Source organism: Gulosibacter sp. 10, from assembly GCF_900163695.1.
Classification (GTDB): Bacteria; Actinomycetota; Actinomycetes; order Actinomycetales; family Microbacteriaceae; genus Gulosibacter.
In genome coordinates, this window is the sequence record NZ_FUIC01000002.1 from 24505 (window position 1) to 36954 (window position 12450).

Annotated in this window: 11 protein-coding genes; 9 read left to right on the top strand and 2 right to left on the bottom strand. The window is 71.7% G+C overall.

The genetic code is table 11. From position 1 onward, the window contains the following. Window positions 1-58 precede the first annotated feature (58 nt). The 9 genes from FM112_RS00275 (at window position 59) to FM112_RS00315 (ending at window position 9749) form a co-directional block, all read left to right on the top strand. Window positions 59-1153 carry a BMP family protein gene (locus tag FM112_RS00275; protein ID WP_087002060.1) on the top strand — a complete coding sequence of 365 codons (1095 nt, stop codon included), beginning with the start codon at window positions 59-61 and terminating at the stop codon, window positions 1151-1153. 94 nt (window positions 1154-1247) lie between these two features. Further along, window positions 1248-2753, top strand: a complete 1506-nt coding sequence (locus FM112_RS00280) for an ABC transporter ATP-binding protein (RefSeq protein WP_087002062.1) — start codon at window positions 1248-1250, stop codon at window positions 2751-2753. Further along, window positions 2743-4023 carry an ABC transporter permease gene (locus FM112_RS00285; RefSeq protein ID WP_087002064.1) on the top strand — a complete coding sequence of 427 codons (1281 nt, stop codon included), beginning with the start codon at window positions 2743-2745 and terminating at the stop codon, window positions 4021-4023. Before FM112_RS00280 ends, FM112_RS00285 begins: the two co-directional genes overlap by 11 nt. Next, window positions 4020-5315: an ABC transporter permease gene (locus tag FM112_RS00290; RefSeq protein WP_087002066.1), complete on the top strand. Its 1296-nt coding sequence runs from the start codon at window positions 4020-4022 to the stop codon at window positions 5313-5315. The genes FM112_RS00285 and FM112_RS00290 overlap by 4 nt, the downstream gene beginning before the upstream one ends. Next, window positions 5302-5703: a cytidine deaminase gene (locus FM112_RS00295; RefSeq protein WP_087002068.1), complete on the top strand. Its 402-nt coding sequence runs from the start codon at window positions 5302-5304 to the stop codon at window positions 5701-5703. The genes FM112_RS00290 and FM112_RS00295 overlap by 14 nt, the downstream gene beginning before the upstream one ends. Window positions 5704-5738: 35 nt before the next feature. Further along, a complete protein-coding gene (locus FM112_RS00300) occupies window positions 5739-7031 on the top strand; it encodes a thymidine phosphorylase (RefSeq protein ID WP_087002070.1) in 1293 nt (430 codons plus the stop codon). A gap of 141 nt (window positions 7032-7172) precedes the next feature. Further along, window positions 7173-8297 carry an adenosine deaminase gene (locus FM112_RS00305; protein ID WP_087002072.1) on the top strand — a complete coding sequence of 375 codons (1125 nt, stop codon included), beginning with the start codon at window positions 7173-7175 and terminating at the stop codon, window positions 8295-8297. Beyond that, window positions 8290-8769 carry a PTS sugar transporter subunit IIA gene (locus tag FM112_RS00310; RefSeq protein WP_176386600.1) on the top strand — a complete coding sequence of 160 codons (480 nt, stop codon included), beginning with the start codon at window positions 8290-8292 and terminating at the stop codon, window positions 8767-8769. The genes FM112_RS00305 and FM112_RS00310 overlap by 8 nt, the downstream gene beginning before the upstream one ends. A 104-nt stretch (window positions 8770-8873) precedes the next feature. Further along, a complete protein-coding gene (locus tag FM112_RS00315; RefSeq protein ID WP_176386601.1) occupies window positions 8874-9749 on the top strand; it encodes a DUF4299 family protein in 876 nt (291 codons plus the stop codon). Window positions 9750-9755: 6 nt separating this feature from the next. On the opposite strand, the gene FM112_RS00320 is transcribed toward FM112_RS00315, so the two are convergent. Both FM112_RS00320 and FM112_RS00325 read right to left on the bottom strand, forming a co-directional pair. Further along, complete coding sequence (locus FM112_RS00320; protein WP_087002078.1) at window positions 9756-11519, bottom strand: phospho-sugar mutase; 1764 nt, start codon at window positions 11517-11519, stop codon at window positions 9756-9758. Next, complete coding sequence (locus tag FM112_RS00325) at window positions 11516-12391, bottom strand: purine-nucleoside phosphorylase (RefSeq protein ID WP_087002080.1); 876 nt, start codon at window positions 12389-12391, stop codon at window positions 11516-11518. Before FM112_RS00325 ends, FM112_RS00320 begins: the two co-directional genes overlap by 4 nt. Window positions 12392-12450: the final 59 nt, after the last annotated feature.

Below are 12450 nucleotides of genomic sequence, written 5' to 3' on the forward strand. Positions count from 1 at the left end.
TTCCGCATCGGTGCGGGAGTGATGAGGAGGATCCAACGTGCTCGCTCGTAAGAAACTGATGCCGCTCATCGGCATCGCCGGTATCAGCGCGCTCGCGCTCTCCGCCTGCGGCTCGGCGCCCGACGCCGAGAATCCCGCGGCCGGCGGCGACGGCGCGGACAACAGCGACTTCACCGCCTGCATGGTGTCGGACGAGGGAGGTTTCGACGACAAGTCGTTCAACGAGCTCGCCCATGCGGGTCTCGACCGTGCCGAGGAGGAGCTCGGGGTCAGCGTGCTCGAGGCCGAGTCCACCAGCCCCGACGACTTCGGCCCCAACCTGCAGACGATGGTCGACCAGGGCTGCAACATCATCGTGCCGGTCGGCTTCATGCTCGCCGACGCCACGCAGGAGATCGCCGACGCCAACCCCGAGACGCACTTCGCGATCGTGGACGTCGACTACCTCCAGGGCGACAACATCCTCCAGATCAACTACGACACCGCCCAGGCGGCCTTCCTCGCGGGCTACGCAGCGGCGGGCTACTCGGAGTCGGGCACGGTCGCCACCTATGGCGGCGGCAACATCCCCTCGGTGACCATCTTCATGGACGGCTTCGCCGACGGCGTCGAGTACTACAACGAGCAGAAGGGCGAGGACGTCCAGGTCATCGGCTGGAACGTCGAGTCGCAGGCGGGCGAGTTCGTCGGCAACTTCACCGACAACACCAAGGCGCTGCAGATCACCGAGGGCTTCCTCGCGCAGGGTGCGGACGTCATCCTCCCCGTCGGCGGACCGCTCTACCAGGGGGCCGCGGAGGCCATCCGCAACGCGCAGGGCGACTCGGAGGAGGCGCCGGCCGTCATCCTCGGCGTCGACTCCGACCTCACCGTCGGCGAGCCGGACTACGCGGACATCATCCTCACCTCGGTGCTCAAGGGCCTCGACGTGACGGTGTTCGAGGCGATCGAGAACGCGGTCAACGGCGAGTTCGCCGGCGGCACGGTCTACACCGGCACGCTCGAGAACGAGGGCGTCGGCATCGCCGGCTTCGGCGAGTTCGAGTCGCAGCTGCCCGAGGGCATGGTCGACGAGCTCGAGGAGATCAAGGCGGGCATCATCGCGGGCGACATCGAGGTCGAGTCGCCCTCCTCGCCCGAGGTCGCCGAGTAGCGACCCCCGGCCCCGGCCTCCTCCCCGTGCGGAGGCCGGGGCCACTTTCCCGCATCGCCCGACGGCCCTTATCGCATGACAGGGAAGCGACACCATGAAACTCGAGCTGCGCGGCATCACCAAGCGCTTCGGCAACTTCACCGCGAACGACAGCATCGACCTCACGGTCGAGGCAGGCGAGATCCACAGCCTGCTCGGTGAGAACGGCGCCGGAAAATCCACGCTCATGAACGTCCTCTACGGGCTGTACCAGCCCGAGGAGGGGCAGATCCTGCTGGACGGGGTCGAGCAGCACTTCTCCGGCCCCGGCGACGCGATGGCCGCGGGCATCGGCATGGTGCACCAGCACTTCATGCTCATCCCCGTGTTCACGGTCGCGGAGAACCTCATGCTCGGCCACGAGCCCACCCGGGGGCTCGGCGCGCTCGACCTGCCCGCCGCGCGCAGGCGCGTCGTCGAGATCTCGGAGCGCTTCGGCTTCCGCATCGACCCCGACGACAGGATCGAGGACCTCTCGGTGGGGCAGCAGCAGCGGGTCGAGATCATCAAGGCGCTCGCCCAGAACGCGAGCGTGCTCGTGCTCGACGAGCCCACCGCGGTGCTCACGCCCCAGGAGACCGACGAGCTCATGGGGATCATGGACGAGCTGCGCAAGGAGGGCCGCTCGATCGTGTTCATCTCGCACAAGCTCCGCGAGGTGCGTCAGGTGAGCGACAAGATCAGCGTCATCCGCCGCGGCAAGGTCGTCGGCCAGGCCGACCCCACCGCCTCGAACGAGGAGCTCGCCTCGCTCATGGTCGGCCGGGCGGTGGGCCTCTCGGTGCAGAAGGAGCCCGCGAAGGTCGGCGAGCCCGTGTTCAAGGTCGAGCACCTCACCGTCTTCAGCAAGCAAGGCCACCGGCTCGTGGACGACCTCTCCTTCGAGATCCGCGAGGGCGAGGTCCTCGTGGTCGCCGGCGTGCAGGGCAACGGGCAGACCGAGCTCACCGAGGCCATCCTCGGCCTCGCCGAGAACACGAGCGGCTCGATCACCCTGTCCGGCAAGAACCTGCTCACCGAGTCGGTGCGCAGGACGCTGGACGCGGGGCTCGGCTTCGTGCCCGAGGACCGCACCGAGGACGGCATCGTCGGCGAGTTCACGATCGCCGAGAACATGATCCTCGACCGCTTCCACAAGCGGCCCTTCTCGAGCCGCCTCGCGCTGAACATGAGGCGGATCCGCGAATACGCCGAGCAGGCCGTGGAGGACTACGACGTCCGCACCCCGTCGATCGACACCCCGGTGGGCCGGCTCTCGGGCGGCAACCAGCAGAAGGTCGTGCTCGCGCGCGAGCTCGGCCGCGAGCTGAAGATGTTCGTCGCCTCGCAGCCCACCCGCGGACTCGACGTCGGCTCGATCGAGTTCGTCCACAAGCAGATCATCGCGGCGCGCGATTCGGGCATCCCCGTCCTGATCGTGTCCACCGAGCTCGACGAGGTGGTTCAGCTCGGGGATCGGATCATGGTGATGTACGGCGGCAAGAGCATGGGCATCGTGCCGCCCGAGACCGGCCGCGAAGAGCTCGGCACGATGATGGCAGGAGTCCCGCATGAGCAGTAGTACGACCCCTACCGAGCCGCAGAAGTCGGACGGTCCCGGGCGGGAGCCCACCGCGCCGATCGACGCGCAGCTCGCCGGCTCGCACGCCGCGCTCCAGAGCGACCCCTGGCGGGGGTTCCTCCGGGACGTGTTCGGCGGCGGTGCCGTCCGCTCGGTCGTCGCGATCCTGCTCGCCCTGCTCGTCGGCATGGCCATCGCGGTGTTCACGAACGAGGAGGTGCAGTCCACGCTGGGCTACTTCTTCGCCCGGCCGGCCGACTTCTTCGCCGTGGCGGGCGGCCTCGTGGGCGACGCCATCCAGGCGATCGTGCAGGGCGCCATCTACAGCCCGAGCCGCGGGTTCGGGCCGTTGCTGACCACGCTGCAGTGGGCCACCCCGCTCGTCGCGGCGGGGCTCGGCCTCGGCGTCGCGTTCCGCGCGGGGCTGTTCAACATCGGCGGCCAGGGCCAGATGCTCGTCGGCGCGCTCTTCGCGAGCTTCGTCGGCGCGAGCTGGCAGCTGCCGATCGGCCTGCACGTCGTGGCCGCGATCATCGCCGCGGTGCTGGGCGGCGCGATGTGGGCCGCGATCGTCGGCTTCCTCAAGGCGCAGACCGGCGCGCACGAGGTGATCCTCACGATCATGTTCAACTGGATCGCGCACTGGGGCATCACCTACCTCCTCAAACAGCCGCTGTTCCAGTCCGGCAACGCGAGCGGCTACGCGAAATCGAAGGCGATCGAGTCCACCGCGGCGATCCCGCAGCTGTTCCCCGGCTTCGGACTCGGCTTCGTCCTCGTGCTGCTCGCGGCGGTGCTCTACTGGTGGCTCATGGACCGCTCGACGGTCGGCTTCCAGATCCGCGCCGTCGGCATCAACCCGCACGCCGCCCGCACGGCGGGCATCGACGTGAAGCGGATCACGGTGCTCACGATGGCCCTCTCGGGCGCGTTCGTGGGCCTCGCGGCCGCGACCCAGACGCTCGAGGTGCATCAGAGCGGCATCGAGCCGACGGTGCACGCGGGCATCGGCTTCGACGCGATCACCGTCGCGCTGCTCGGCGGCAACAACCCGGTCGGCATCGTGCTCGCGGCGCTCCTGTTCGGCCTGCTCAAGGCCGGCGCGGTGACCATGGAGATCCAGGCCGGCATCCCGCGCGACATCATCCCGGTCATCCAGGGGCTCATCGTGCTGTTCGTCGCGGCGCCCAGGTTCCTCGGATTCCTGCCGCGCCCCACCGGCATCAGGCTGGCCGATCGCATCGCCGCTCGAAAGGTGAATGGCTCATGACTACCACCGTCGCCCCGAAGTCCCCGGCCGCCTCCGGCTCGCCGGAGAACGACGCCCTCGCCCCGCGGAAGTGGAAGACCCCCATCCTGCTCGCGGTCTTCGCGCTGCTCTCGCTCGTGGCCTTCTCGCTGCAGGTCGACTCGGGCGCGCTGACGAGCATCGACTTCCGCTCGCGCGGCCTCGCCTTCGACATGGAGCCGCTGATCCTGCCGAGCATGGTCACGAACCTCGTGCTGTCGATCGTGATGCTCGCGATCGCGGCCTTCTCGTTCAAGCGCACGGCCGACCGCAAGGCGCTGCCGATGTGGCTGCTCGCGATCTTCGCCGTGCTGTGGGCCGTGGCGCTCATCGTGTGGGTCGGCGCGGGCCACAACGTGCCGCTCACCTGGCTGCTCACGGGCACGCTCGCGATCTCGACCCCGCTCGTGTTCGGTTCGATGGCGGGGCTCGTGTCCGAGCGGGTCGGCGTCGTGAACATCGCGATCGAGGGCCAGCTGCTCGCCGGCGCCTTCGCCGGCGCCCTCGTCTCCTCGATGACCGGCAGCTGGATCGCCGGCATCCTCGCCGCGCTCGTCGCCGGCGTCATCGTCTCGACCATCCTCGCGCTCTTCTCGATCACCTACTGGGTCGAGCAGGTCGTGGTTGGCGTCGTGATCAACATGATCGTCATCGGCCTCACCAACTACCTCTACTCGGGCCTCATGGCCTCCGACCGGGCGCAGTACAACACCCCGACGACCTTCCCCGTGTGGAAGATCCCCTTCCTCAGCGAGATCCCGGTGATCGGGCCGCTGCTGTTCTCGAACACCGTCCTCACCTACCTCATGTTCCTGCTCGTGCCGCTGCTCACGTGGGCCGTCTTCAACTCGAAGTGGGGACTGCGGATGCGCTCGGTCGGCGAGCACCCGAAGGCCGCCGACACGCTCGGCATCAACGTGAACGGCACCCGCTGGTTCAACGTGCTGCTCTCGGGCGCCATCGCGGGCGTCGGCGGCTCGTTCTACACGCTCGGCTCGGTGGGCGCCTTCAACCAGGAGATCACGAGCGGGCAGGGGTACATCGCCCTCGCGGCGCTCATCTTCGGCCGCTGGCATCCCATCTACGCCACGTGCGCCGCCCTGCTGTTCGGCTTCGCCTCCAACTTCCGCACGCTCGCGACGCAGGTCGGCGCGAACGTGCCCGACGAGCTGCTCTCGATGGTGCCCTACGTCGTGACCGTGTTCGCGGTCATCGGCTTCGTCGGCCAGTCCCGAGCCCCCGCCGCGAGCGGCGTGCCCTATGTCAAGCAGTAGCGCGATCGACTGGATCGAGCTGCGCCACGCGGCGCGCTCGGCCATGCAGCGGGCGTACGTGCCCTACTCGAACTACCCGGTGGGCGCGGCCGCGCTCGTCGACGACGGCCGCATCGTCACGGGCTGCAACGTCGAGAACGCGTCCTACGGCTGCGGCCTGTGCGCCGAATGCGGCCTCGTCTCCGAGCTCGCCCGCACCGGCGGCGGCCGCCTGGTCGCCTTCGCCTGCTGCGACGGGCTCGGCGAGGTGCTGATGCCCTGCGGCCGCTGCCGTCAGCTGCTCAACGAGTTCAAGGCCGAGGGGATGCGGATCGACACCCCCGAGGGCATCCTCGACTTCGATCAGATCCTGCCGCAGTCCTTCGGCCCCGAGCACCTCGGCCGCTGAGCCCCATCCGAACCCCGACTGAAGGAGCCCGAACCGTGGTCGAGCCATTCGCCGCCGTTGACCTCATCCGCCGCAAGCGCGACGGAGGCGCCCTCGAGACCGCCGAGATCGAATGGCTCGTGCGCAGCTACACCTCGGGCTACGTGGGCGACGAGCAGATGGCCGCGTTGGCGATGGCGATCTTCCTCAACGGCATGGAGCGCCGCGAGATCCTCGACCTCACCCGCGCGATGGTGGCCTCGGGGGAGCGGCTCGACTTCTCGGGCCTCGGCAAGCCCACGACCGACAAGCACTCCACGGGCGGGGTCGGCGACAAGATCACGCTCCCGCTCATGCCGCTGGTCGCCTCGTTCGGCGTGGCGGTGCCGCAGCTCTCGGGCCGCGGCCTCGGCCACACCGGCGGCACGCTCGACAAGCTCGAGTCGATCCCGGGCTGGCGCGCCGAGCTCGGCAACGAGGAGCTGCACCGGCAGCTCGAGGAGGTCGGCGGCGTGGTCTGCGCCGCCGGCGCCGAGCTCGCCCCGGCGGACAAGAAGCTCTACGCCCTGCGGGACACGACCGGCACGGTCGAGGCGATCCCGCTCATCGCCTCCTCGATCATGTCGAAGAAGATCGCGGAGGGCACCGGCGCCCTCGTGCTCGACGTGAAGTTCGGCTCGGGCGCGTTCATGCGCGAGCAGGACCGCGCCCGCGAGCTCGCGCGCACGATGGTGGAGCTGGGGACGGACGCGGGCCTCGAGGTCTCGGCGCTGCTGACCGACATGAACACGCCCCTCGGGCGCACCATCGGCAACGCGAACGAGGTGCGCGAATCGGTCGAGGTGCTCGCGGGCGGCGGCCCCGCCGACGTGGTCGAGCTCACCTGCGCCCTGGCGCGCGAGATGCTCGAGCTCGCGGGCGTGCGCGACGCGGATGTCGAGGGCCATCTGGCGGGCGGACAGGCCATGGACCTGTGGCGGCGCGCGGTGCGCGCGCAGGGCGGGGATCCGGACGCGGCGCTGCCCGAGCCCTCGGAGACGCACGTCGTGCGGGCCGAGCGCGACGGGGTGCTGGCCAGGCAGGACGCCTACGCGTTCGGCCTCGCGGCGTGGCGGCTCGGCGCGGGCCGCGCGCGCAAGCAGGACCCGGTGGTGCACACCGCCGGCATCGACCTGCACGTGAAGCCGGGCGAACCGGTGCGCGCGGGCGACCCGCTCTGGACGCTCGCGGCCGAGGACGGCTCGCGCTTCGAGGGCGCGCTCGCCGCGCTCGAGGGCGCCTGGGAGCTCGCGGGGCCGGACGCGTCCTTCGCCGCGCCGCCGCTCGTGGTCGAGCGGATCGGCGCCTGACGGGCCCGGTCGGCCAGGACTTCCGGCTCGCCCGGCCTTCCGCCGGGGCCTTTCAGCTAGCGACGAGAAGACGGGGTACGCTGAGCTGCGGTTCACGCACCCCCACGAGAGAACGACGACGACGGAGTGGTTTCGACGACAATGAGCGATGAACGGTTCATCCTGCCCGGCGGCGTCGACGCGCGTGCGCTGCCGAAGGTGCTGCTGCACGATCACCTCGACGGCGGGCTGCGTCCCCGCACCGTGGTCGAGCTCGCCGAGGAGATCGGCTTCGAGCTCCCCGAGCGCGACCCGGAGCTGCTCGGCCGCTGGTTCCGCGAGAGCGCGGACTCGGGCTCGCTGACCTCCTACCTGTCGACGTTCGCCGTGACGGTGGGCGTGATGCAGACGGCGCAGGCGCTGCGCCGCGTGGCGCGCGAGGCGGTCGTGGACCTCGCCGAGGACGGCGTGATCTACGCGGAGCTGCGGTGGGCGCCAGAGCAGCACCTCGGCCGTGGGCTCGACCCGGACGGCGCCGTACGCGCGGTGACCGAGGGCATCCGCCAGGGCATCGCGGATGCGCGCGACGCCGGCCGCCGCATCCGCGTGCAGCAGCTGCTGTGCGGCATGCGGCAGGGCGACCGCACGGCGGAGATCGCGGAGCTCGCGCTGCGCCACCAGGGCGCGGCGCCCGGCCAGGGCGGCGTGTGCGGGTTCGATCTCGCCGGCCCCGAGATCGGCTTCCCTCCCTCCGACCACCAGGACGCGTTCGACCTGTGCGCCGAGGAGTTCTTCCCCGTGACGGTGCACGCGGGCGAGGCCGACGGCCTCGACTCGATCGAGTCGGCGCTGCTCGACGGCCGCGCGCTGCGGCTCGGCCACGGCGTGCGCATCGCCGACGACATCGAGGTGATCGCGGGCGCGGAGGACGAGGTGCGGGCCGTGCTCGGCCCGATCGCGGAGTGGGTGAAGGACCGCCGCATCCCGCTCGAGGTGGCTCCGACCTCGAACCTGCACTCCGGCGGCGCCGGGACGCTCGCGGAGCATCCGTTCGACCTGCTCTACGAGCTCGGGTTCACGGTGACGGTGAACACCGACAACCGTCTCATGAGCGGCACGAGCACCTCGCTCGAGCTCACGCGGCTCGCCGCCGAGTTCGACTACGATCTCGAAGACCTCGCGCAGTTCCAGTACGCGGCGGCGGAAGCCGCGTTCCTGCCCTCCGAGGACCGTGACCGACTGACAGACTTGATCGCCGATGGATTCGATGAGGCCAGGGATGAGTAGCGCTCCGACAGCATTGCAGTTCAACACCGGGATGGTGCGCCGCGGCCTGCCCGCGGCGGGATGGCGGGAGGCCGTGACGGCCGCCGGGGATCTGCTCGTGGACGGGCGCTGCGTGCGCCGCGGGTACACGGAGAAGCTCGTCGACATCATCGAGCGCTTCGGGCCCTACATGGTCATCGCCCCCGGGCTCGCGCTCGTGCACGCGCAGCCGAGCGCGGATTCGCTGCAGCGGGGCATCTCGGCCGTCACGGTGCCCGACGGCGTCGACTTCGGGCACTCGCACTACGATCCGGTGAGCCTCGTGATCGGCCTGAGCACGACCAACGCCTCCGAGCACCTCGACATCGTCGCCGGCATCGCGAACGACCTCGAGGGCTCGGAGGGGCTCGTGGCGCGCGCCGCGGCGGCGGAGTCGGACGAGGCACTCGTGGAGCTCGTCCGCGCGAGCCTGCCGGCGCTCGCGCTGCGCTAGAGAGGTCCGACCGGCGCACCGACACCGTCGTCTGCTAGGTTGCACCGCAGGGGTCGCCCGGCACAGCCCGGCCGGCCGAGATCTCGAGCCGAGGACGGACCACCGTGAGCGTGACCTTCACCGTCACCCCGAAGACGCGTCTGCTGCGACCGCACGAGCCGATGACGGTGGGCGAGGCGCTGGCGCTCGGCCCCGAGGGACTGCGCCCCTTCCGCGTCGAGGAGGAGGCGCTGGCGGAGGCGCTGTCCTCCTCGCTGCGGGGAATGGTGCTGCACCTCGGCATCGAGGGGGTGAGCGGGCGCGGCTTCGAGCTCGCCTACGAGGACGGCGCCTACGCCGTGCGCGAGCTGACGCCGGCCACGCCGGCGGACTGGCGCATCGCGCTCGACTACCTCGCCGCGCTGGCGCGGCATGTCGATCGCGGGATCGAATGCGAGAACGGCAGCCGCTGGAGCGCCGAGACCATCGCGGAGTTCGACTGGCGATCCGACATCGAGGGCGGGCTGCAGGTGCAGATCGGCAGGGATCAGCGCCTCATCATGGAGGGGATGGTGCGGCCGGTGCACATCGCCGCGGGGACGCTGGCCTGGCTGCGGGCGCAGGACTCGCCCGCCGACGCGTTCGGGGCGCTGTTCGACGCGGTGCAGAGGGAGCCCGGATACGACGCCAAGCAGCAGATCGTGCAGGGGCCGGACGGGAGGATCGTGGGCATCTACGTGCTCCCCTCGTACTCGCGGACCGTGCTGCCGAAGGAGCCCTCGGTCGCCCCCGAGCTCGTGGGGACGGTCGATCCCGCGGCCGTCGCGGAATGGCGCCTGGCCCTCGTGGTGGGCGAGGCGGACGGGATGTCCCTGGCGGGCGAGGCGGTCTACGCCGAGGCGATCGCGCGCATCCCGGAGCGGCGTCGGCACGACCTCGACGCCAACGCCTTCGTCGTCGAGGAGCTGAGCGAGGACGAGATCCGCGCGATCGCGGGCTGAGGCGGCTCAGCCGCCCAGCAGGGCCCGCATCGCGGCCGCCGCGGCATCCGCGCGCCCCGCGGCGGAGGCGCGCCGCTCCTCGGCCGTGCCCTCGGCGCTGTTCGCGTCGATGTACACCTTGATCTTCGGCTCGGTGCCCGAGGGGCGGATCATGATGCGGGTGCCGTCGGCGAGCCGGAGGCGGAGGATGTTCGCCGGCTGCTCCGTCGTCTCGAAGTCGGTGAACTCGGCGACCGGCACCGTTCCCACGGCCGCGGGCGCCGCCTCGCGGAGCCCGGCCATGACGCGCGGCAGCTCGGCCGGGTCGGCGTAGCGCAGCGCCACCTGCCGCGACTCGAAGGCCCCGAACTCGTCGGCGAAGGCGTCGTCGAGATCGATCAGGGTGCGCCCCTCCGCGGCCTGCGCGTAGGCGAGCTCGAGGATCGCGAGGGCGGCCGAGACGCCGTCCTTGTCCCGCACCGTGCCGGGGTTGACGAGGTATCCGAGCGCCTCCTCGTAGCCGTAGAGGATGCCGGGCGCGCGCGAGATCCACTTGAAGCCGGTCTGGGTCTCCGCGTAGCCGAGCCCGTATCGCTCCGCGACGCGGCTCAGCGCGGGGGAGGAGACGAGCGAGGTCGCGAGCGAGCCCTGCGCGCCCGCCGCGGCGGCGGCCTTCGCGGCCCGCCACCCGAGCATCCGGCCGATCTCGTTGCCGCCGAACAGCCGCCAGGTCGGCCGGCCCTCGGCGTCGGCGCCCGAGCGGGCCGCGACCGCGAGCCGGTCGGCGTCGGGGTCGTGCGCGAGGATGAGGTCGGCGTCCGCCTCGGCCGCCGTGGCGTAGGCGAGGTCGAGGGCCCCGGGCTCCTCGGGGTTGGGGAAGTCGACGGTGGGGAACCCGCCGTCGGGCCGCACCTGCGAAGGCACCGCGGCGGGCAGCGGGATGCCGCAGGCCTCGAGCACGCGGGAGAAGGTCTCGTGGCCGACGCCGTGCAGCGGGGTGTACGCGACCCGGAGCGGCGCGAGGCCGTCCGTCCCGCCGCCGAAGACCGCGGCCGTCTCGCGCACGTACGCGTCGACGAGCGACTCGGGCGCGATGGCGTAGTCCTCGGAGCGCGGCAGGTCGGGCACGCGCCGGCGCTGCGCGACGCGGTCGATGGCGGCGGCGATGGCAGTGTCGGCGGGCGGCACGATCTGCGATCCCGCATCCGCGCCGCCGAGGTAGACCTTGTAGCCGTTGTCCCACTTGGGGTTGTGCGAGGCCGTCACCATCACGCCGGCCGAGGCGTCGAGGAACCGCACCGCGAACGCGAGCACGGGGGTCGGCAGGGGCCGGGGGAGGAGCGTGGCGTCGACGCCCGCGGCCTGCATGAGCTCGGCGGTGTCGCGCGCGTAGACGTCGGAGTTGATGCGGGCGTCGTAGCCGATCGCGATGCTGGGCCGCTCGCCCGTGGTCTCCGCCTGCGCGAGCAGGTAGTCCGCGAGCCCGCGGGCGGCCTGCGCGACCGTCACGCGGTTCATCCGGTTGGGGCCGGCGGCCTGGCGCCCGCGGAGGCCGGCGGTGCCGAAGGAGAGGCGCGCGGTGAAACGGTCGCGCAGCTCGCGCCAGGCGGCGGCGCGGTCGCCGGCGTCGGTCTCGGCGAGCTGCTCGCCGGGGGCGCAGACCTCGCCGGCGGCGGCGAGCAGCGCCTCGAGCTCGGCGCGGGTGGTCGGGTCGGGGTCCTGCGCGAGCCAGGACTCCGCGGCGCTGCGGATCGCGACCTGGGCCTCGCGGGCGATCGGGAGGGGGGTCATGCCACCGGCTCCCCGTCCGCATCCGTCTCGGCGATGCGCGCCACCACCCGAGCGAGCAGCTCGGCGAGGTGCGCCTCGGCGGCCTTGCCCGCCTCGATCACCTCGGCGTGGCTGAGGGGGGTGGGGGAGATTCCGGCGGCGGCGTTGGTGATCAGCGAGAAGCCGAGCACCTCCATGCCCGCCTCGCGGGCGGCGATCGCCTCGAGGGCCGTGGACATGCCCACGATGTCGCCGCCGATGGCGCCGGCCATGCGCACCTCCGCGGGCGTCTCGTAGTGCGGCCCGCGGAACTGCACGTACACGCCCTCGTCGAGCGGGTCGAGCTCGCGCACGAGCGCGCGCAGCCGCGAGGAGTAGAGGTCGGTGAGGTCCACGAACGTGGCGCCCTCGAGCGGCGAGGCGGCGGTGAGGTTGATGTGGTCGCTGATGAGCACGGGGGTGCCGGGCGCCCAGTCGGGGTCGAGGCCCCCCGCGCCGTTGGTGAGCACCATGATCCGCGCGCCCGCGGCCGCGGCGGTGCGGACCGAGTGGACGACGCGGCGCACGCCGTGGCCCTCGTAGAAGTGCGTGCGCGCGCCGATGACGAGCGCGTGCGCGCCCGAGGGCAGGCGCAGCGAGCGGATGCTGCCGGTGTGGCCGGTGAGCGCGGGCTTCGAGAAGCCGGGCACCTCCTCGGCGGGGAACTCGGCGACGAGCTCGCCGATGGACTCGGCGGCGCGGCCCCAGCCGGAGCCGAGGGTGAGGGCGATGTCGTGCCGTGCGACGCCCGTGCGGTCGGCGATGACCTGGGCTGCACGGGCGGCGACCTCGGCGGGTACTGCCCCCGGTGCGTCGAGCGGATGCACGGATTCGATGGAGTGCGGTTCAGCCATGGACACAGCGTAGGTCACCGTGCTCCGAACCGTGCTCCGAGGCGTGGCAAGATTGTGGG